We start from the raw sequence: 23,115 nt of genomic DNA, 5'->3' as shown, positions 1-23,115 counted from the left end.
AAAAAGAATATTAACTAGTTACGTTTTATCTAAATGAGGATTGGTATGAAAGTATTAATTATCGGTAATGGTGGACGAGAGCATGCATTAGCATGGAAAGTAGTACAATCACCGTTAGCTACAAAAGTATTTGTAGCGCCAGGTAACGCAGGAACAGCACTTGAAGACAATCTTGAAAATGTTGCTATAAGTGCAACCGATATTGATGGATTAATTACTTTTGCTAAGAAAGAAAAAATAGGGCTCACTATCGTTGGCCCCGAAGTCCCATTAGTAATGGGGATCGTTGATAGATTTCGGGAAGAAGGTTTAAAAATATTCGGCCCAAGTAAAGCTGCAGCGCAGCTTGAAGGTTCTAAAGCTTTTACCAAAGATTTCTTAGCCCGCCATAAAATTCCAACTGCCGAATATCAAAATTTTACTGAAATTGAGCCCGCGCTTAGCTACTTACGTCAAAAAGGAGCACCAATTGTAATTAAAGCTGATGGACTTGCTGCTGGTAAAGGTGTAATCGTTGCAATGACATTACAAGAAGCCGAAGATGCAGTACAAGACATGTTAGCAGGTAATGCATTTGGAGAAGCGGGCCATCGGGTCGTTATTGAAGAATACCTAGACGGTGAAGAAGCCAGTTTTATTGTCATGGTTGATGGCCAGCACATTGAGCCAATGGCAACTAGCCAAGATCACAAGCGAGTTGGCGATAAAGATAGCGGACTTAACACTGGAGGCATGGGCGCTTATTCCCCGGCGCCAGTGGTTACTGATGATGTTTTTGAGCGGGTGATGAAACAAATAATTTATCCGACTGTCGCAGGAATGGCTGCTGAAGGAAATATCTATACTGGATTTTTATATGCTGGCTTAATGATCGATAAACAAGGTAATCCAAAAGTTATTGAATTTAATTGCCGCTTTGGTGATCCTGAAACGCAGCCAATTATGATGCGTTTACAATCGGATCTAGTTAAACTATGCTTAGCGGCAATCGATGGCAAACTTAATACTGTTCATTCTAATTGGGATTCAAGGCCGGCTTTAGGCGTCGTTATGGCTGCTGGCGGCTATCCTGGCAACTATAAAACAGGCGATGAAATTACTGGTTTACCAAAGCAAGATAAAAATGATTGTAAAGTGTTTCATGCAGGTAGTGTACTTAAAGATAACAAAGTTTACACTAATGGCGGCAGAGTACTTTGTGTTACAGCACTGGGGCTCTCAGTCGCCGATGCGCAGCAATATGCTTATCAGCAAATTAAAATGATTAATTGGGATGGTTGCTTCTATCGTCACGATATTGGTTATCGCGCAATTGAGCGTGAGCAAAAATAACTTACTTAAGTTAGTGATAACAGATGATTAGCAAAAGTCAAAATAGGCTTTTGCTAATCGATTAAATAGTTATTTAGATTCAGCAGGAAGTTTAATAATACGCTTCACATCAATTTCAATTGATTTCCAGTCTTTATCAACTTTACCTTGAATTTCAACTAAATCATTTGGTGTAATAACTTGGCCTCGCCAAGACTTATGATCAATTTCGACTTGAATTGTGCCACTATCATCTTTAAATAAATAATCTTCATCACCTAAAGATTGAGTAATGTATCCTCTTAAGACAACTTTTTGATCATCGCTCATCTGCTTAACTTGCTCAATTGAACTAATTGAGAGCGAAGGACCTTGGAATCCGCCCTTTTGCGCTACATCAAAACGAGCGCAAGTCGTATTGGTTGAATTATCGCAAGACTCTTGAATAGCCGAATCACCAACAAAGCCACCTGAATTTAATGGTGCTGGTTTAGCAATTGCACTACTGGCTAAAAATAAAGTTGCAATGGTAAATAATGGAATAATTTTCTTCATCTACTTTCTCCTTAATCTAATTTATGATGTTATTAAACGACAAAAAGATTAACCAAATATTAAGCATTCTAATTTTATTTATTTTTAATATTATAGGGTAGTGATTTCCATATATAAATTGTTAATAAAAATAATAAGCTACCGGCAGAAATCAAAATTGCTTTATGCGCTTGTGAAAATGCCAATTTTGCAGCCGCGATAATTTGCTCACCAAGCTCAGGAATATCAATATTATTGGCAACTTTAAATGCCTGAGTAATAGAATTTCTGGCTTCTTCTTGAACAGATTCACCTAGCTCAGAAGGTAAATCGATATTATAACTATATATAATTGTTATCATTAAGCCAAAAATAATCACACCAAATCCTGCACCTAATTCATAAGCCATACCCTCTATTGCTCCGGCAGCTGATGATTGCTCGCTTGAGACACAAGACATAATTGAAGATGTTGAAGATAATAGTGCAATATCAATACTCAAACCTAATAAAATAAAAACTATCCAAACTAAATACGTTTGAGTCATAAAATCAACGAAAGAGAGCGCAAAAAAACAAATCGAACTCATACCAATACCAAAGCTGGCAAGAATTCTTAATGATACTCGGCTTGCAAGCCAACCAGCAACAGGTCCACCAATGCAGCTTGAAAGCATTAATGGTGCAATAAAAACCCCGGCTTTTAATGGCGTAAAATTATAAACTAACTGTAATTCTTGTGTCATTAATAGCTCAAATCCAACTAATGTTATCATCGATACAGCCGCAATAATCGTTCCAACCGCTAATACTTTCATTTTGAATAGATGAAAATCGATCATTGGTGTGGCGGATTTGAGCTCTTTTTTAATAAACAAAGTGAGTAAAATAATACCGGTAAATCCGATAAGCACAGAAAATAATAATTCACCATCAAATTTCAAGCCAGACTTTAATCCATAAACAATTAATAAAATAGTTACAAGTAGAAAAATAGCTTTACCCAATGGCCATGGCTGATTAGTATTTCGATTTTGCCTTGGAATAAAAAAAATAACACCGATTAATACCATAATTACGATTGGAATATTAATTAAAAATACGGATCCCCAATGAAAATGTTCTAATAAATAACCACCAATTAAAGGCCCTATTGCCGCGCCAGATACACCAATAGTCGTCCATAAACCAAGTGCCATCGCGCGTTCTTTTTCTTCTTCGAATGTTCTTCTAATACCAGAAAGAGTTGCCGGTAATATCATTGACGCACCGATAGCAAGTAAAGCCCTCGCAGCAATTAGCATCATTGCAGAAGTCGATAGTGCTGCTAACAAAGATGCTAAGCCAAATATAATTAAACCAATAATAACCAGTGTCTTATAACCTAGCCTATCGCCTAACGCTCCCATAGGTAAAAGCATTCCAGCCATAACAAGCGAATAAATATCGATGATCCACAGCAACTGATTGGGCGCTGTTGATAATTCACTTGCCAGTGTTGGCACAGCCACATGCAGTATTGTCGCATCAAGTGACACGGGTAAATACATTAAAATAATTAATGTAAGTATTATCCATTTAGATTTCATGTTTCCTCATAATGAACGCACGTTCAGGAAATAGATTTTATATTTTTCTTGAACATATGTCCAATTTTATTGCATAATGCGGTAATCAATCAAAATTTAGGCTATTTGATGAATTATTTAAAAAAGAATCAGCGCTATGAACAAATTCTAAATGTAGCAATCGAGGTTCTGATTAATGAGGGGATTAGTGCAATAACGGCTAGAAAAATTGCCGCCAAGGCAAATATTGCCGTTGGCTTAATTCACAATCATTTTAAATCGATTGGCGAACTAAAAAGTATTGCACTAATAAAAGTTACCGACCAATTGCTTGAGCGACACCAAGCAAAAACCGGTGATAAAACCCACGTTGAAAAAATTATCAATGCCGTTAGCCCAATACATGGCGAAGATGGTGCTATTTTAAGGCAAATTTGGAACGAGGCCCTCTTTTTATCAGAACGTGATCTCGATATAAAACAGGCTTATCAATGTTCAACTAATGAATGGCATGAGTACGTTGCAAATTTAATTAATGCAGCGGTTGAAGATGGAGCATTAAATACAAATATTCCATCTGATTTAGCATGGCGATTAATCGCCTTATGTTGTGGCTTTGATAATTTATCGATTATTAACGAATTTGACCAATCAACCATTAATGATCACATTTTAGCATTACTCGCGCCGCCAATAACTGATTAGGCCTTATGAGTTAACTAATAGCCTTGCTCGTACAAAAATATTTTGCAAGGCTGATTATTTAAATCAACTAATCGTATTTTGTTATAGCACAGAAAAAACTAATTTCCCTTGCTCAACGCGGATATTTGATACACTTTTAAATGCGAGATTTTCAAGTTGATTGCTTTTATCTAATTGATATATCGGATTATTTTCAAAATATAATTGTAACGCCTGATTAAGGTAAGGTAATAAAACACTTGAACTTATCGAACCTAGGCTAGAATCAATTTGATAATCGGCTATTTCAACTTGCTTTAGATAAATCGCATCTTGTTGCTCATTAATTTCGGGCAATGCACTTAGATTTAATTTAATATTAACGTTCTCAGTGCCCAGTGGTGTTTGAATTGACGCCTGCGCAGTGCCGTTTGCCGCAACTTTATTCGCTTCTTCCTGACCAATATTTAACTTGAGTGAATTAAAATCTAATTTCATTTTAAATAAATTACTCGCATTAACACTTTGGCTATATTGACCGAGTTTTTTTTGTAAAGCACTATTGAGTACTTGCTCAGATAAACTATATTGGCCGATTTGCTGACACGCAGAAAGTAGCCCTATAATTAAAAATAGTATGATAAATTGTAATCGTTTTTTCAATTGCATTGTTTAGCTCGTTGTTAATAATGTTAATAATGTTAATAATGTTAATAATGTTAATAATGTTAATAATTAGTTATTATACAAGACTATAAAAGTATATCTATCAATAATTTAGATAAGATTACGCCTTACGTTGATGACGAAATTCACCTGGCGTTACCCCCATTAGTTTACGAAACATACTAATAAACGCCGATGAGCTCGAATAGCCAAGCTCTAATGCAGTTCGCTCAACCGAAAAACCTTGATTAAGCATAGCCGTAGCTTTGACAACACGTAAACGAAGTTTCCATTCCATCAAAGACATCCCCAAACTTTTAATTGCCCGCCTCATTAATGTCCGTTCGGTTGTATTAACAATTTTAGCAAGTTGTTTTAGTGATTTATCATCAGCAAGGTTGGTATTGAATAAATCAAGAATGGGGGCAATCATCGGATCGTTAGAGCCAGGCAAATAATTATCACTGCTTGATGCTTGCAATAATTGGTCATAAGCAACTTGTAATAACCGTTGATTGCTTGGTATATCAAGCCTATCTTGTGGCTGGTTATGCAAATAGCCTAAAACTGATTGCATTAAAGATGATACCGTTAATACACAGACTTTATCTGAAAGAGCCTTGGCCCAAATAGGATCAATATGTAATGTCAAAAAATGGACCTCATTTTGACAGATACAATAATGCCACGTATTTGGTGGTAACCATATACAGTGATGCTTTGGTGCAATATAGTGTTGTCCATCGATCATTAGCTCCATCACACCATGCAAAGAATAGTATAGCTCACCATAATCATGGGACAGCCCAATAAAATCTTGTTTAGGTACAATCTTTCGGCTCATCAAACGAATGGGTAAAATCGGTGTCATATTGTCCATTTACACAGATAAAATGTCATAATAAAAGTATATCAATAAAAACTGACAGGTGCATACTATATACCAAAGTGAAATCAAGATGCTTGATTTCTGAGTTTTAACTTTAGCGTTGTTATAAACAGAGTGATCATAGGCTTCGCTTCTCGCCTGCGTTTTAAAAGGGCTGAGGACGAAGTCCTGAGATCCCCCAGCTTTTAGTTTTCAGCGCTATTTTCGAGCATCTTCATTGGTCACGAGTATATACATAATCTACGAATGGCAAAGATAACGCCAAAATAGGGGAAACATGAACATGAAACAAGTTGGCATAATTGGTGTTGGTCATTTAGGTTCAGCATTAATAAGCGGTTTACTAAAAAGCCAATACCTTGATCCTAAAAATTTATTTATCAGCGGTGGTTCAAGTGATAGAGCGCAAAAATTAGCACTGCAATTAAATTGCCATTTTTGCGCAGATAATAGCGAATTAGCAAGCAAGGCAGATATTCTAATTTTGGCTGTGATCCCACAAATACTGCCTGAAGTACTTGAGCAAGTAAAGCCCGCTATTAAAGACGATACAATTATCATTTCTGTCGCATCATCATTCACCTTAGCACAATTTTACCAATACTTACCAAAGCACGCAGCCATTGTACGGGCAATTCCTAATATTCCAAGTGCGATATGCCAAGGCATGACGGCGATAACGCCATCACCGTCGATTAAATCACTACAGCTTGAGCAAGTAAAACAGCTATTTCTGGCCATTGGTAAAATTGCATTAATTAAAGAAAAAAAATTAGAAATTAGCGGCACCGTTGCAGGGTGCTCCCCCGCTTATGTTGCATTATTTATCGAAGCATTAGCCGATGCTGGCGTATTAGCTGGCTTATCACGAGATGAAGCGTATTTATTTAGCAAGCAAGCTGTTTTAGGTGCGGCAAGTATTCTTTTAGAGCAAGATATGCTACCTGCTCAACTTAAAGATGCCGTTTGTTCGCCGGGTGGAACGACTATTCGTGGCGTTGCACAACTCGAAAAATTTGGCCTACGCAATGCAGTTATTGAAGCCGTTAAAGCTTCTGCCAAGATTAAGGATTAAGGTTGCAAAACTAGCCGATAAATTAATACCGCTCAATAACTTGGCGGTATTAATTATTTAGCACTTTTTTTTCACCAAAATAATATGTTACAACAACATTTTAACGAACTGATAGGCAAATACACTAGCAATAAAAGAAGCTAAATTTTATTGATAAACTGTTCATCATTAAGTACTCGCAATGGTTCCATATCACTCTCACCTTTTATAACAAGAGAAGTGTCCGCTCGTAAACAAGTCCCCCCATAATGTCCACCAACCGTAAAAGTACAGACTTGAACATATTTATTAGCAATTTTTGGCAAACACCATAACTGCTGATAGATATTTTCTTGCCGTTCAAACTGCCCCATTGTTTTTCCTAATACTTGTTCGTCATGGCTAACTAACTCAATATTATTACCACAGCGACCTGCAATCGGTTTAATCGCATAACCTTTTTCAATTAAACTATGATTTAACTCAAATGTTGATTCAAGCAAATAGCGGTGATTTGGAAACAATGACCAAAGAACCGGTAAAATTGCTTTATTACTTGGAATAACGGTCCAAAGAGGTTCAAAAACATTCACTTCTGGTCGTAATAACACATCAATTAATCGTACTTGATTTTCTGGATGGCCGGTTCGAATAGGTGGCGCTGAAAATTGAGATGCACTCTCTTCTCTAAGCTGCTCAAGTACCGTCTCCCAAGCCCAAGTTTTCCAAACACAGTTTACATTCCGATTATCACTATCCACTAATTGGCCGCGTTTATCCCAATGCAAATCATCTAAGCCGTGTAAAATTTTACTATCAAAACCCGCTTGTGACAGGGCTTTTTGCATAAATAGTGCATGATAATTCTCTTCATTATCATTATCTTGCATTAGATGCACAAAGGGTTTTGCATCACTATGTTTCCAACTATTAGCCAGTCCATTAAGTAGACCATCTCCTGGATTAGTACCAATATTAAGGCCGGCTTGCTGTGCCCATTTTTGTAGAATAATACCCGTTTCGGTGTGGCAAGATGCGGAGTCGGCATTATATTCATAGACTTTTAAACCGCGTTCATCCATACAAAAATCTAGCCGCCCCGTTATCATCTGATAGCGTCTATTTTTCCATGATAAACGTATTCGTGGCCATAAAATTTCTGGCACATTAAAATTACGCAGTAACTTATCATCTTTTAATACTTTATCAGTTGCATGCAAATACATAAGGTGCAATTCATTGGTCGCTCGAATCAGCTCTTGCCGAGCACTTTCTGATATCATAAAGTATTGGTACGCATCATGACTATTAACACAATGCCCATTAGCCGCAATATAAGCTTGTTCCAGCGGATCTTGAGCATTAAGCCATTCACCGTCAAATTGCCCCTTATCAATGACCTGACCTTGATGAATTGACCGGTATTGAAGTGATGTAATTGGCTGAGCTAAACTGTGAGTTGTATCCGCAGTTTGTATCATCCATCCTAAAATGACCGTATCAGTAAATGTATCTTCTAGATGATACAAACCATTAATAAATGATAGCGGTAACTCCCGCGTCCATTGTTGCCCTGCTGGTAAACGCTGATGTATCACATTTTGCTCAACAATTCGGACTTTATCGGCAAACACTTCAGTAATAATTGCAACATGACCTGTGCGCTTAAATACACCGCCTTCTTGCCAAATTAATAGCGCCCCAGCTACAGGCGCCTTTTTACAACCATTAGCAAATGCTTGTAATGGTAATAGTTCCTCATCAACAACATGACGTAAAATGCGTAACGAAAATATTTCATATGCCATGCCAACATCAGTAAATTCAACACCATAATTAAGGTATAAAAATCGCCTTGCAAACTCAACGCATTGCCACTTATAACCCATGTATTCATGTCCAACATAACTGCGAAAAGAAGCATCATCAGGATAATCCTCTTTATTTGCGGTATCATAATCAGACGAGTATATCGCAACGCCACCTGGCGCGTAGCCTAGCAATGTACCAAATGGTTCATTTTGATCGGGTGTATTTACAGACATTATTTTACCTTACATTAATGCTAACAAAATCAAGTTACTATCATATTCCAATTTATATGCGAACTCTAGGTTAAGCAAAATAAATTAAACGATTTTATGATATAGCCTATTATCATTAACAAATTTAAGGGGTATGATAATAAAATTATTCCCTAATATTTTTATATACCATGCATGAACTCACTTTATGCTACCAAACTTATGAAATGGTTGAACAAAAAGCCAAAGCGATGGGAGCTAAACGAATTAACGCTATCTGGTTAGAAATTGGGGCACTTTCATGCGTTGAAATTGAAGCAATTAATTTTTGTTTTGAACTTGTCTGTAAAGATACAATGGCTGAAAATTGTAAAATACATATCCATCAACAACCAGCCAAAGCATGGTGTGATAAATGTCAGCAAAAAGTAGCCATTAATAATGTATTTATACCCATATGCAAATTATGTGGAAATAGTGATATTATTGTCGATGCAGACGACAAAGTATGGGTTAAAAAAATCCAAGTTGACTAATGCTGTTATGCTATATTTAGTACCGAGTAAAAACTTATTTATAAAAATAAATATACCCATAAATTGATGAAATCATCTCTTTAAATCGAGACACTAAAGTACACTAACAAACGTTTTATCATAGGATCCGTTAATTAGCGTATCTTTACATCTACTTGCTGATAAAGAGAGTAAATGAGGAGTACAATGCTATGTGTGTTACTTGTGGCTGTGATTTAGAGCATCAATCCGATGATGTTAATAATAAAAATACGAATAGAAATCAACCTTATATAATCGAACATCATTACCACCATCAAGGCAACGTCCATCATCATTACCACTTTCATGATAGTTATAATGGTACTCAATTCGATCAGCAACATGCTCATTCCCATGAACATGAACATGAACATGAACATGAACATGAACATGAACATGAACATGAACATGAACATGAACATGAACAGCATACAACAGATATCAATAAAACTTCGCGATTAATTGAAATAGAGCAGCATGTTTTAGCCAAAAATGATCATGTCGCTATGCATAATACCCAGCATTTTAATGAACGAAATATTTTGGCGCTAAATCTTATGTCAAGCCCTGGCTCAGGCAAAACAACGTTACTTATCCAAACACTTACTCAAATTAAATCAAAAACCGATTGCTTTGTTATCGAAGGCGATCAACAAACGAATAATGATGCACAAAGGATAAAAGCCACTGGTATTGCTGTTATTCAAGTTAATACAGGTAAAGGTTGCCATTTGGATGCACAAATGGTTCATCGCGCATTGCATGAACTCGCTCCGACTAATAACAGTATTTTATTTATCGAAAATGTCGGTAATCTAGTTTGCCCTGCAAGTTTTAACTTAGGTGAAAAAAAGAAAGTTGTTGTGATTTCAGTAACCGAAGGTGATGATAAACCCCTTAAATACCCTCATATGTTTTTCGCAGCAGATTTAATGATCATCAACAAAGTCGATCTATTACCTTATGTCGATTTCAATATTGATATCTGCATTGCTAATGCAAGGCAAATTAATTCCGACCTAACGACAATTTGTTTATCTTGTAAAACGGGTGAAGGACTGGACGAATGGTTATCTTGGTTGGAGATGCAGCAATGTGTATAGGGATCCCTTGCCAAATTGTAAGCATTGATAAAAATTTACCTCATATCGCAATTGCAGAAGTAAATGGTATTGGGCGTGAGATCGATATTTCACTCGTTACAAGTAACAATAAACCTATCACTATCGGCCAATGGGTTTTAGTTCATGTTGGTTTTGCAATGAGTATGTTAGATGAAGATGAGGCAAAACAAACACTATCCTTCCTTAATGCTATGCAAGAAGAAGAACCTGATGTCGGTGTATTATTCATAGGGAAGGAGTAATATTGAAATGCAGTTTATTGATGAATTTAGAGCACCTAATGCAGTCAAATCATTATTAAACCAAATTAATGCATTAGTAAAAAAGACGGTTTTTACCAAAGATTCTCCGCTTAATATTATGGAAGTTTGTGGGGGCCATACGCATGCTATTTTTAAATTTGGCCTAGACCAACTACTTCCGCCAGAGATTAATTTTATCCATGGGCCTGGCTGCCCTGTTTGCGTGTTACCAATGGGAAGAATTGATACCTGCATTGATATAGCAAAGCAGCCTAATGTAATGTTTTGTACCTTTGGTGATGCAATGCGAGTTCCTGGTCAACAAGGTTCATTGTTAACAATAAGAGGGGAAGGTCATGATATTCGTATCATTTACTCGCCACTCGATGCATTAAAACTGGCAAAACTTAATCCTGAAAAACAGATTGTTTTATTTGGCTTAGGATTCGAAACGACAATGCCAGGCATTGCATTAACCATTTTGCAAGCCAAACAACTACAGTTAAGCAATTTTAGTTTACTTTGCCAGCATATTTGTATTATACCAACCTTAAAAGCATTATTAGCATTGCCTGACATCAAAATTGATGCTTTTTTAGGCCCAGGTCATCTGAGTATGATAATTGGTATTAAGCCTTATGAATTTATTAGCCAAGATTACGCTAAACCCGTTGTAATTAGCGGCTTTGAGCCAGTTGATATATTACAAAGTGTGATCATGATTTTAATGCAATTAATCAAACAGCAATACTTGGTAGAAAACCAATATCGACGAATTGTTGCAGATAAAGGCAATACCGCGGCCCAAGCAGTAATTAACCAAGTATTCACCTTACAAGGTAACGATGAATGGCGTGGACTTGGTAAAATATTAGATTCGGGTGTTCGACTAAACGAAAAATATCGAGAATATGATGCTGAATTACGTTTTAATACCAAACGTCATTGCCAGCAAGATGATCCAAATGCCCGCTGTGGTGATGTGTTAACCGGCCGCTGTAAACCCATTAATTGTCCCCTTTTTGGTCAAACATGTACACCAACGTCAGCTTATGGCGCGTTAATGGTCTCTTCTGAAGGGGCCTGCGCTGCTTATTATCAATATCGACAAAGTGATCTTATATGATAAAAACAATCTCACTTGCTCATGGTAGTGGTGGCCTTGCATCAACCGAATTAATCGATCAAATTTTTATGCGCGCTTTTGATAACTCATTCCTACAAGCACATGAGGATCAAGCAAAGATAAAACTAACCGAATTAACTCAGCTTGGTGATCGCATGGCATTTAGCACCGATAGCTATGTTATCGACCCGATTTTTTTTCCTGGTGGTGATATAGGTAAATTAGCGGTTTGTGGCACTGTTAATGATCTTGCCGTAGGTGGCGCAATCCCTCTTTATTTATCATGTGGATTTATTCTTGAAGAAGGATTACCCATTTGCACTTTACAAGAAATTGCCGATAGTATGGCAAAAACAGCTAAAGAAGCAGGTGTAACTATTGTAACTGGAGATACTAAAGTCGTTCCCAACGGCGCGGTAGATAAAATATTTATTAATACCGCAGGTATTGGAGCTATCCCAACTCAAATTAATTGGGGTATGGCGCATATCAAAGAGGGTGACAAAATTATTGTCAGTGGCACCCTTGGTGATCACGGCGCAACAATCTTAAATATTAGAGAAAAACTCGGGCTGATTGGCGCACTAAGCAGTGACTGTGCACCACTTTATTCGTTAATACATCATCTACATACAATAGATGGTGTGCGCGCGATAAGAGATGCAACTCGAGGGGGCGTTAATGCGGTATTACATGAATTTATGCAAGGTAGCGGTTATGGTATGAAAATCATAGAAAGTGAGCTTCCACTCCAATCTACAGTAAGAGGACTTTGTGAATTATTAGGTTTAGATCCGCTTAATTTTGCCAATGAGGGTAAAGTTGTCATTGTTGTATCGCCAGAATGTGAGCTTCAAGTACTGCAATCCTTACATCGCCACCCATTAGGTATTAATGCTAAATCAATTGGTGAGGTTGTTACAAAAAGAAACGTCACATTACAAGGATTATATGGCATTGAACGTTTATTAGATTTACCACATAACGAACCATTGCCACGTATTTGTTAAACGAATAATAATTGATAAAGGTCCTTTAATGGCAACTAGTAACGGCATTATGGTTCGGGTAAAAGGAAAAGTTCAAGGGGTTGGATTTCGTCCTTTTGTCTGGCAATTAGCTAACCGATATCATCTAGTTGGCCATGTTTACAATGATGGTTCCGGCGTTTTAATTAAGCTTTGGCAAAGTAACAATATAGACCTTTTCTTACAGTCCTTAACAGATGAATTGCCAACGCTTGCTAGAATTGATGAAATGAGTTGTGATAGTTACCACTGGCCATGTCAGCCAGCAGATTTTACGATTATCAAAAGTCAATTAAATACCATTGATACGTTAATTGTACCTGATGCAGCGACATGCCCTAACTGCTTAGCTGAACTCGAACAAAATCAAGATAGACGTTTTCACTATCCTTTTATTAATTGCACTCATTGCGGTCCAAGATTTACCATTATTAAAGATATTCCTTATGATAGAACAAATACTACGATGCAGGACTTCGAGCTGTGCATAAACTGTCAAAAAGAGTATCACGACCCAACTGATCGGCGTTTTCATGCTGAGCCAACGGCTTGTCCTATTTGTGGGCCACAAATATGGTGCACTGGCACTGATGGTATAGCCCTTGCACAAGCCGAGTCAGCTTTAGATTTAGTTGTCGAATATCTAAAGCAAGGTAAAATAATTGCAATGAAAAACTTAGGTGGTTTTCATCTTGTGTGTGATGCGCAGCAAATAGATACCATCAATTTACTACGTAAACGCAAAAACCGTCCGCATCAACCTTTCGCCGTTATGATCCCAAATATTGATTGGTTAGATGCATGCGTAGATCCTTCGGTTAATGTGATCAAAATTAAACAGATATTAACGAGCCAAGCTGCACCTATTGTATTACTTCGAGCAAAACACGATATTCCTATTCACGAGGCTGTTTTTCCTGATCAAACCGATATCGGTTTGATGTTACCGGCTAACCCATTACAGTATTTACTTGCTAAAAAATATGCTCACCCATTAGTTATGACATCGGCAAATGCCAACAGTCAACCCCCAGCTTTAGATAACCAAAGTGCACTAACTGAGTTAGCTCGAATAGCTGATTACTGGCTTTTACATGATCGAAAAATTATTCAACGCGCTGATGACTCGGTTATTCGCCTTCAGCCACAAAGCATTGAAACTATAAGGCGCTCAAGAGGTTATGTGCCAGATCCCTTAGCGCTTCCTATCGGACTTGAAAATGCACCAACAATACTTGCTGTAGGCGCTGATCTTAAAAACACATTTTGCCTCGTCCATAATCAAAAAGCGTTAGTTAGCCAGCACTTAGGCGATCTTATTTCTGCATCTGCAATAAAACAATGGCAAGATACCATAAAAAAATGGCTCGAAATTTATCGGCCAACATTACAATGCATTGTTGCCGATGCGCATCCAAACTATATTAGCCACCAATATGCTCAGCAAATGAGTCAAGAGCTAAATATTCCACTTATCAAAACGTTACATCACCATGCACATCTTGTTTCATGCTTAGCTGAACATAATTATCCACTAAATGGTTCTAAAGTTATCGGCTTAGCACTTGATGGGCTTGGTTATGGTCAAGATGGCAAGCTTTGGGGCGCGGAATGTGTCTTGTTTGATTATATTAACTGCCATAAATTAGGTGGATTACCTGCTGTTGCCTTACCCGGCGGCGATTTGGCATCACGCCAGCCATGGCGTAACTTATTAGCACATTGCATTAGCTTCGTGCCAGAAAAAATACCGCAGATAATAAATAGTTTGATTGATATCGATGCCAATACCCTATCTTTAATTGAGCGAAGTATAAAACAACAAATTAATAGCCCACTTGCTTCATCAGCAGGCCGACTATTTGATGCCGTTGCTTGCGCATTAGGTATCACGCCTAAAACATTGAGCTGGGAAGGTGAAGGCGCATGTAAACTTGAAGCGATTGCTACCAGTTATCAGGGGCAAACCATCCCATTATTAACCATGCCGGTAAATGAAAATATGACGCTAAATTTAGCTTATTTTTGGCGCCAATGGTTTAACTGCCAAGATAGCCAAGCTGCTAAGGCTTACGCTTTTCACCATGCTTTCGCTTATGCAATGGCCGATTTAGCAAAGCGGGCAAGTAAGCAAAATAAAAGTGATATTATCGTCCTTAGTGGCGGCGTACTGCAAAATAAACTATTACGTAAGCTACTCTTACAATATCTATCAAACTATACGGTTTTACTGCCGCATAGTTTACCATGTAATGATGGTGGGATCTCATTTGGGCAATCAGTTATTGCCGCAGCAAAATTGAGTAATAAAACGATAAAAACTGATGTTTAACCTTATTAAACATATTGGTTTTTTTAACCTGAGTTATATCACAAATGTGATGACAATAATTTTTAATGCCATTAACTAATATGATATATTACCGATATAACAATAGAAATAAAATTGATGAAAAAAGAGACCATTTTGGCAATGCAAGAGTGTTCAAAACAACCATTCAATTTAAATACTGTTAATCAAACAATTAAAAACTGTCTTGATAATGTTGCGGCATTGTCTAATAAATTTAGCAGTATCGATCAGATCAATATTATCGTTGAATTGTTTAATCTCAATATCACTATCTTGGCGATGGTTAATCTCCGATCAGGTCAAACATACTTACAACATGAAAAACGATGCCTTGATACCAAGGTAAGTTTGATTAGCAACCAAGTCAACTATTACAACAAAGCATCACCGAAAGCTAATAATAAAATACCCGAATCATTCTATCGCAATGATTATTGTACTTATCATATTCCGTTGTATTGTGATGACCATCTCCGCTCAGCTATCGAATTTATCAATGTATCAAATCAAGACTTTAATGCAGCCGATATCATCGTTTTTAGCCAAATAGCCCATTTAATTGAAAATATATTTAAGGGATTTTCAATTATACAACATCTAAGTGAAGAAAATATTGTTCTAAATAAAGCTCATCTTGAAGATCATATTTTGGTCGATATTACTAATATTATTGTCTCAACGCATCATTTAGACACCATAATGCAGTTATTATCCAAAGCGATTATTGAATTTTTTGATATCGACTATGTTGGTTTTATACTGCCGTCAAATCATAAACCAAATGTGACACCATTTTATTCAACCTATAATACGATAAGAACGCCAATCAAAACGACTTGTACGCCTATCAAACAAAATACCTTAATTAGTCAATTAGATGCACTAAATGAGCCTAAATTGTTCAATATTGATGCTATATGTATCGATAATTCAGATATTGATTATATTAAAAACTTACAAGATCACTGTTTGACCGATCTATTTTGCATTCCATTACTACTTAATGGCCGTAAAAAAGGGTCATTTCTATTAGCGCATAAAAATAATCAATTATTTACGGCTGAAAATAATAAATTATTTCAACACATTGCGGATCGAATTCTTGTTGCTATCAATAATATTCAAATCTATAAAAATATACATGCTTTAAATAACTCTCTAGCGAATGAAAACTTGTATCTAACCGAAGAGATTAAATCGATTGATACATTTGAAGAGATTATTGGTGAAAGCCTAGCTATTAGGCGAGTTTTCGAACAAGTTGAAATGGTTGCTAAAAGTAATAGTTCGGTACTGCTACTTGGTGAAACAGGCACGGGTAAAGAATTATTTGCTAGGGCAATTCATCAACATAGCCTGCGCAGCGATAAAAGAATGATCAAAATAAACTGCTCAGCAGTGCCTGCTAATTTGCTTGAAAGCGAGCTTTTTGGTCATGAAAAAGGGGCTTTTACCGGCGCAACGACGCAACGAATTGGTCGCTTCGAGCTTGCTCAAGGTAGTACTTTGCTACTTGATGAAATTGGTGATATTCCGCTAGAATTACAACCCAAATTATTACGAGTATTGCAAGAAAGGGAAATTGAACGCCTTGGTAGCAATAAATCGATTGCTGTTGATGTACGTGTTATTTCCGCCACCAATTGTGATTTAACCCAAATGATTATCGATAAACGATTTAGAGCTGATCTATTTTATCGTTTAAATGTATTCCCAATTATAATCCCGCCATTAAGAGAACGTGATGGTGATATAGCCCTACTCGTACAGTTTTTTATTGAAAGATTTTCTCAGCAGATGAAGCGTAATATTGATAGTATTTCATCACAATCATTAAAATTGCTTAGTGAATATCACTGGCCTGGTAATGTTCGTGAATTAGCCAATGTTATTGAGCGCGCCGTAATCATTAATAAAGGGCCGACATTACATATTAATCGTTCTTTTTTAAGTTTAGATGATAAATATACCCCCTCAAATTCGGTACCGAACAAAAGCGATCTTGTAATAAAATCATTGCAGCCGATTAATCAATCTCATGATCAGCAACTTAAAGAACAAATTATCAAAATTCTAAAAGAAACTAACGGTGTGGTAGCCGGCCCACGTGGCGCAGCTAATCGTTTAGGTATAAAACGCACAACACTATTATCGCGTATGCAGCGTTTAGGCATTTCAGCAAAAGATATTAGCCTTGAAGAATAAGCCTTACTAAATAACTATCGCGACAATAAAAAATAAGGTTGCCATTTACACTGTAACATTATTTGATGGTGAAGTGATAATCATGCAAAAGGTGTTAAGGCAAAGACTTACTAACTAAAAATGTGCAAAATTGCGTGTTAATAACATCAAATCATACAGAGAAAGCCTAGAGTGTACTTCGCTTAATGAATACATTTTTAGCAGTGATAAACATCAATCGATAACATTTTGTTAACTTTCGCCCTGTTAACTAGCCCTTTCAATCAAACATATAGATTTAAAATATCCTTGATATTAGGCACCTATTTACAAAATAGGCGATGTTTAAGATACGCCTAAATGATTAATCGCATTTGATTCTATGGTAAAAAAGGCCAGTTTATGTTAAAAGTATTAAATAATTCGAGTGGTTATAACTTTTGACAAAACGAATGTATTTAAAAATTGATATTTACAGATAGCACACACAGAAAATAAAATAGTCATAAATTATATATGGATAATTAAGAGCAAATGTTATTTACGAAAAAACTAAAAAAATCCTATTCATGGGCTATATTCAAGCGCTTATGGCCTTATATTAAGCCTTATCGTCATGCATTAATTTTTGCAATCATAGGGTTAGTATTAAATGCTGGCGCAGAATCTGGGTTATTAGCACTAATTAAACCGTTACTTGATAATGGGTTAATGGATAAAGATTATTCACTTATTATCTGGATTGCAATTGGCATTGTTATCTTAATTACCTTGCGAGGATTAACCAACTATGCATCAACCTATTGTTTATCATGGGTATCGGGTAAAGTTGTGATGAGCTTTCGCCAACAGGTTTTTTCTCATTTTATGCGTAGCCCTGTCAGCTACCACGATAAAAATTCGGTGGGCGACTCCGTTTCAATAATCACGTTTAATGCTGAAATGGTATCACAAGCCTCATCTGATGCACTCATAATTATTGTTCGTGAAACAATGTACGCAATAGGCTTATTAATCGTCATGTTTTATGGCAGCTGGCAGTTAGCGCTTATTGTTTTAGTGATTATTCCTCTGGTTATGTTAACTGCACATTTTATTGCCAAAAAATTTAAAGATATTATGAAAACCTTGCAGCGATCGATTGGCACAATTACAACCGTTACCGATCAAATGCTTAAAGGTCATAAAGAAGTCTTAATTTATAATGCAAAGCAGCAAGAAAAAGATAATTTTAAAGAAACCAGCGAAGTTGTTCGCAGCGGCATGTTAAAAATAATGGCAATATCGAGTTTATCATCGCCAGTTACGCAGTTAATTGCAGCCATTGGCTTAGGTATAGTATTGTATATTGTCGCAAGTAGTTATATTGATATTAGCCCTGGATCTTTTACATTAGTCTTCTCTGCAATGGTTGCAATTATGCGGCCAATGCGTGAACTCACGTCAGTTCATGTGCAGCTACAACAAGGGTTTATTGGTTGCGAATCATTATTTGCTGTGCTTGACTCCCCACTAGAAAAAGATACCGGCACGATAGAAGTTGATAGAGTAAAAGGCAATATTGAATTTAAACATGTTACGTATACTTATCCAACGCAAAATAGCCCAGCACTTAATGATATCAATATTGAGATTAAAGCTGGTGAAACAATTGCTTTAGTTGGTCGTTCCGGCTCAGGAAAAACAACCATTACCAGCTTGTTAACTCGTTTTTATGATATTGAAACGGGTAATATTATGATTGATGACATCAATATTAGCGACTATACCCTAGCGTCATTACGTTCACAAATAGGATTAGTATCACAGCAAGTACACCTTTTCCATGACACGATTGCAAACAATATCGCTTATGGGCGAACAGAGCATTATACTCGAGAACAAATTATCGATGCGGCTAAAAGAGCCAATGCAATGGATTTTATTGAGCAAATGGAGTATGGACTTGATACTATCGTTGGCGATAATGGCACGCTATTATCAGGCGGTCAGCGGCAAAGGCTTGCGATTGCGCGTGTATTACTGCGCGATAATCCTATCATCATTTTAGATGAGGCAACCTCAGCGCTAGATACTGAGTCAGAAATTGCTGTGCAATCTTCATTTAATGAATTATGTAAAAATCGAACGACCCTTGTTATTGCTCACCGCTTATCAACTATTCAAAATGCGGATCGTATTTTGGTTATCGATAATGGAAGAATTATTGAACAAGGTAATCATGCACAGCTATTAGTTAAAAATGGTATATATGCAAGAATGCATGATACGCAATTTAATGGTGTATCAAATTCATTGTTGGCTGAGGAAGAATTATTAGCTGACAATAATTTAAATAGTAATAGGACTGATAATGAAAGTTGATCATGAAGTATTAGACAAGGATGTCTCAACAATTAAAACATTTAAACGGTTGTTACCTTATTTAGTCTCGTTTAAATTAATTTTATTTGTAACAATTATTTGTTTAATATTAGCCGCAACATCTGATACATCACTAATATCACTGCTTAATCCATTACTCAATAAAGGATTTGCTGCTGGTGATCGCGATTTTTTATTAGTTGTCCCTTTTTATATAGTTGGGCTAGTTTTGTTACGTGGTGTAACCAATTATATCGCATCTTATTGCTTAACTTATATATCAGGTAAAGTTGTCACCAAAATCCGCCAGCAATTATTTAACCATTTGGTTGAATCACCAACGAGCTTTTTTGACCAAAGCTCAACGGGTAAATTACTATCACGTATCACTTATGATACTCAGCAGGTCGCCTCTGCAACATCAAGCTCACTAATTACCATCGTTCGTGAAACTGCATTTATTATTGGCTTAATAACTACCATGTTTTTAAATAGCTGGCAGTTATCACTCGCTTTGATTGTCGTAGCACCGATTGTTATTGTATTGATCGCCTTAATTTCCACTCGTTTTCGGAAATTAGCAAAAAATATGCAAAATTCAATGGGAGGTGTTAGCGCCTCAGTTGAACAAATGCTTAAAGGGCATAAAAATATTATTCTTTTTGGCTCTCAAGAAGTTGAAGATAAAAATTTCATAAAAGCAAGTAACCATTTTAGACGTAGCGGGATGCGAATGGTCGCCGTTACAGCGCTATCAACACCGTTAATTCAAGTTGTTATTTCATTTGCTATTGCCTTTATGCTTTTTATGGCTGCAAATCCAAGTATTGATATTTCGCCAGGTGCATTCACCGTTGTTTTTTCGTCAATGATTGCGCTGATGCAACCAATTAAAAACCTGACCAATGTTAACGCGCAATTTCAAAAAGGAATGGCGGCCTGCCAAACATTATTTGCGATATTTGATTTACCGATTGAAAAAGACGACGGCCATTTAAATATTGATAGAGTAAAAGGTAATATAGGCTTTAAAAATGTTACATTTACCTATCCAACTCGCCAACAACCCGCGTTAAAAAATATTAATTTTTCAATTGAAGCAGGTAAAACCATTGCTTTAGTTGGGCGTTCGGGCTCAGGAAAATCTACCATTGCAAGTCTTATGATGCGTTTTTATGATATTGAGCAAGGTGAAATCTTACTTGATAACAAAAATATTAAAGATTACACCTTATATAGTTTAAGAGAACAAATTGGCTTCGTATCACAAAATGTCCATTTATTTAATGATACTATCGCCAATAATATTACTTATGGTTGTAGCAATAAATTTACGCGAGAACAAATCGAGCAGTCAGCTCGACATGCTTATGCTTATGATTTCATCATGAAAATGGAAAATGGTTTTGATACTTGGGTAGGTGAAAATGGCGTGCTACTATCTGGTGGACAACGGCAACGCATTGCAATAGCTCGCGCACTATTAAGAGATAATCCTATTTTAATCTTAGATGAAGCAACTTCAGCTCTTGATACCGAATCAGAAAGAGCCATTCAACAAGCATTAGAAGAGTTACAAAAAAATAGGACGTCAATTGTGATTGCTCACCGGCTATCAACGATTGAAAAAGCAGATGAAATCCTTGTCATTGATGATGGTCATATCCTTGAACAAGGTAACCATCAACAATTATTAAATAAAAATGGTGCCTATGCTAAGTTATACTATTCAGGGATGCCAATTGGTTAAGGATAAGGATAATGCTAGTAAAGATTAGTTAGATGCTCAGTTAGAATAAAATGTTTCATTGTGATATATGGCATTTTATTTAAAAGTATTGGTTTTAAGGGTAAATCAAAATTGTTAACTTGGTGGTATTATCACCAAGTTAACATTAACTAAATGAAGTTTAGACCCATTTATCTGTTACGATAATAATTAATTATCGCTTGCAACGTCTGGTTGGTAATGCTTTTTACCATAAAAATGGTAGATTAAAAACGGCACCGCAACCATCGCAGCCCAGCAAATCACTAATATCGCAAAATAAGATAAATCTGATATATTTCCACCAATATTAGCTGGTGGGAAGAATGAGATAAAGAATGCAAAAATAGTAATTACGAGCCCAACTAAGGCAATAATTGTTTTACCAAACTTACCGCCAGGGATCCTAAATGCTCTCTCTTTCTCTGTTTGTTTATATGTTAACTTCAAATAACCAATAAACATCAAGGTATATGCAACAAGATAAATACAAACAGTTAAGGCAATAGCAATAAAGAATGATAAATTGCCGCCACCGCCGCCTAATGTTAGCACACAAGCCCAAATCGAAACAACAACACCTTGAATAATAACAAGATTAACCGGAACGGCAGCTTTGTTTGTTTTTGCTAATGATTTAGGCAATAACCCTTTTTCCGCGGCATTTAACAGTGCTGCTGATGGCCCAACAACCCAACATGCAATTTCCGCAATAACACCGATACAAATAATAATTGCAATCGCACTAACAATCCAAGCTGCGCCACCAAAATAGCTAATTAAATATTCAAATGCCTGAATAACACCGGTATTTAATCCAAGCTCACTTTGTGGAATTGTCGCGGCAATCGTAAAACCACCTAAAATATCAATCCCAATGGCAACAATAACTAACAATAACATCGCTAATGGGTAATCCCTTGCTGGATTTTTCATTTCATTTGCATGACTTGCTGATGATTCAACCCCACAGTAAGCTAAAATGAATGACACAAAAATAACTAAGGTGTTAAATTTTGAAAAATCAGGGATCCAAGCATCAGCGCCGAAAGATACTTGAATATCGCCACCTTGCAATATATAAATGATAGCAAGTACGAATAATAAAATACCTGAACCAAATACTCCGAAAATAAAACCGAATTTTGCAATAATTTCAGTCCATTTCGTTCCCCAAAATTGTGATATAGTCACGACCCAAAAGATAACAAGGACTGCCGCAAGTTTAAGCCATGGATCACTATTTAGCTCACTCCAACCAAAGGCCATCGAAAATGCGCCGATAATAAAGTAAATCATTGTGATAAAGCAAACCGTTATTTGGAACCATTGATAAAACACAGCGGCAAATCCCCATTTAGGGCCGAGAGTTTTTTCAACCCATGTAAAAATCCCGCCTTTTTGCCACCCTTTAACCGTTGCCATTTCAGCTGAAACAAGTGAAACAGGAATAAACCACAAAAATCCAGCAACCAAAAGATAAAAAACTAAATTCATCTTCGATACAGCAAAAGCTGGATATTCATATACGGTTAATACCATTGAAGCTGTGATGGCAAAGAAGCCAAACAAGCTTAATTTTTTTACAGTATTTGTATTGCTCATTATTTCATCTCGTAAATAAAATCATTAATACGCT

The 23,115-nt window shown here is 36.4% G+C and carries 18 protein-coding genes; 12 read left to right on the top strand and 6 right to left on the bottom strand.

Features of this window, described 5'->3' with window-relative positions; translation table 11 throughout:
- Positions 1 to 45 precede the first annotated feature (45 nt).
- The gene (gene purD / locus RHO14_01780) at positions 46 to 1,332 is read left to right on the top strand and encodes a phosphoribosylamine--glycine ligase (protein WVD71539.1); all 1,287 of its coding nucleotides are present in this window, start codon (positions 46 to 48) and stop codon (positions 1,330 to 1,332) included.
- Between the two features lie 69 nt (positions 1,333 to 1,401).
- Here purD and RHO14_01775 read toward each other — a convergent pair whose 3' ends face one another.
- Together RHO14_01775 and RHO14_01770 are read right to left on the bottom strand one after the other, a co-directional pair.
- Positions 1,402 to 1,866, bottom strand: a complete 465-nt coding sequence (locus tag RHO14_01775; protein WVD71538.1) for a NirD/YgiW/YdeI family stress tolerance protein — start codon at positions 1,864 to 1,866, stop codon at positions 1,402 to 1,404.
- A 74-nt stretch (positions 1,867 to 1,940) separates the two neighbouring features.
- The gene (locus RHO14_01770; protein ID WVD71537.1) at positions 1,941 to 3,434 is read right to left on the bottom strand and encodes an MFS transporter; all 1,494 of its coding nucleotides are present in this window, start codon (positions 3,432 to 3,434) and stop codon (positions 1,941 to 1,943) included.
- 108 nt (positions 3,435 to 3,542) lie between these two features.
- Between RHO14_01770 and RHO14_01765 the strand changes: the two genes are divergently transcribed.
- The gene (locus tag RHO14_01765; protein WVD71536.1) at positions 3,543 to 4,118 is read left to right on the top strand and encodes a TetR family transcriptional regulator; all 576 of its coding nucleotides are present in this window, start codon (positions 3,543 to 3,545) and stop codon (positions 4,116 to 4,118) included.
- Positions 4,119 to 4,199: 81 nt separating this feature from the next.
- Here RHO14_01765 and RHO14_01760 read toward each other — a convergent pair whose 3' ends face one another.
- On the bottom strand, positions 4,200 to 4,766 hold the full coding sequence (locus RHO14_01760; GenBank protein ID WVD71535.1) for a DUF1439 domain-containing protein: 567 nt from the start codon (positions 4,764 to 4,766) through the stop codon (positions 4,200 to 4,202).
- Between the two features lie 118 nt (positions 4,767 to 4,884).
- Positions 4,885 to 5,634 (bottom strand): helix-turn-helix transcriptional regulator, encoded by a 750-nt coding sequence (locus tag RHO14_01755; GenBank protein WVD71534.1) that lies wholly within the window; start codon positions 5,632 to 5,634, stop codon positions 4,885 to 4,887.
- Between the two features lie 295 nt (positions 5,635 to 5,929).
- Here RHO14_01755 and proC point away from each other — a divergent pair, with 295 nt between their 5' ends.
- Entirely contained in the window at positions 5,930 to 6,727 is a 798-nt protein-coding gene (gene proC / locus RHO14_01750) for a pyrroline-5-carboxylate reductase (protein WVD71533.1), read from the top strand.
- A 140-nt stretch (positions 6,728 to 6,867) separates the two neighbouring features.
- Here proC and gss read toward each other — a convergent pair whose 3' ends face one another.
- The gene (gene gss, locus RHO14_01745; protein ID WVD71532.1) at positions 6,868 to 8,751 is read right to left on the bottom strand and encodes a bifunctional glutathionylspermidine amidase/synthase; all 1,884 of its coding nucleotides are present in this window, start codon (positions 8,749 to 8,751) and stop codon (positions 6,868 to 6,870) included.
- A 170-nt stretch (positions 8,752 to 8,921) separates the two neighbouring features.
- Here gss and hypA point away from each other — a divergent pair, with 170 nt between their 5' ends.
- From hypA to msbA (RHO14_01700), 9 genes are all read left to right on the top strand, one after another.
- Positions 8,922 to 9,266: a hydrogenase maturation nickel metallochaperone HypA gene (gene hypA / locus RHO14_01740; GenBank protein WVD71531.1), complete on the top strand. Its 345-nt coding sequence runs from the start codon at positions 8,922 to 8,924 to the stop codon at positions 9,264 to 9,266.
- Positions 9,267 to 9,457: 191 nt separating this feature from the next.
- A complete protein-coding gene (gene hypB, locus RHO14_01735) occupies positions 9,458 to 10,390 on the top strand; it encodes a hydrogenase nickel incorporation protein HypB (GenBank protein ID WVD71530.1) in 933 nt (310 codons plus the stop codon).
- Positions 10,381 to 10,653, top strand: a complete 273-nt coding sequence (gene hypC / locus RHO14_01730) for a HypC/HybG/HupF family hydrogenase formation chaperone (protein WVD72487.1) — start codon at positions 10,381 to 10,383, stop codon at positions 10,651 to 10,653. The genes hypB and hypC overlap by 10 nt, the downstream gene beginning before the upstream one ends.
- A gap of 7 nt (positions 10,654 to 10,660) precedes the next feature.
- Entirely contained in the window at positions 10,661 to 11,779 is a 1,119-nt protein-coding gene (gene hypD / locus RHO14_01725) for a hydrogenase formation protein HypD (GenBank protein ID WVD71529.1), read from the top strand.
- Positions 11,776 to 12,789, top strand: a complete 1,014-nt coding sequence (hypE, locus tag RHO14_01720) for a hydrogenase expression/formation protein HypE (GenBank protein WVD71528.1) — start codon at positions 11,776 to 11,778, stop codon at positions 12,787 to 12,789. Before hypD ends, hypE begins: the two co-directional genes overlap by 4 nt.
- A 28-nt stretch (positions 12,790 to 12,817) precedes the next feature.
- On the top strand, positions 12,818 to 15,139 hold the full coding sequence (hypF, locus tag RHO14_01715; GenBank protein ID WVD71527.1) for a carbamoyltransferase HypF: 2,322 nt from the start codon (positions 12,818 to 12,820) through the stop codon (positions 15,137 to 15,139).
- A gap of 117 nt (positions 15,140 to 15,256) precedes the next feature.
- Positions 15,257 to 17,365, top strand: coding sequence for a sigma 54-interacting transcriptional regulator (locus RHO14_01710; GenBank protein WVD71526.1), 2,109 nt, complete (start codon positions 15,257 to 15,259; stop codon positions 17,363 to 17,365).
- Positions 17,366 to 17,878: 513 nt separating this feature from the next.
- A complete protein-coding gene (msbA, locus tag RHO14_01705; protein ID WVD71525.1) occupies positions 17,879 to 19,708 on the top strand; it encodes a lipid A export permease/ATP-binding protein MsbA in 1,830 nt (609 codons plus the stop codon).
- Entirely contained in the window at positions 19,698 to 21,458 is a 1,761-nt protein-coding gene (gene msbA, locus RHO14_01700; GenBank protein ID WVD71524.1) for a lipid A ABC transporter ATP-binding protein/permease MsbA, read from the top strand. The genes msbA (RHO14_01705) and msbA (RHO14_01700) overlap by 11 nt, the downstream gene beginning before the upstream one ends.
- A gap of 189 nt (positions 21,459 to 21,647) precedes the next feature.
- On the opposite strand, the gene RHO14_01695 is transcribed toward msbA (RHO14_01700), so the two are convergent.
- Positions 21,648 to 23,081 (bottom strand): amino acid permease, encoded by a 1,434-nt coding sequence (locus tag RHO14_01695; protein ID WVD71523.1) that lies wholly within the window; start codon positions 23,079 to 23,081, stop codon positions 21,648 to 21,650.
- Positions 23,082 to 23,115: the final 34 nt, after the last annotated feature.

The organism is Orbaceae bacterium lpD04 (assembly GCA_036251935.1).
Lineage (GTDB): Bacteria > Pseudomonadota > Gammaproteobacteria > Enterobacterales > Orbaceae > Orbus > Orbus wheelerorum.
The sequence above is the reverse complement of the archived record's forward strand: the minus strand, read 5'-3'. Positions and strand labels throughout refer to the sequence as shown.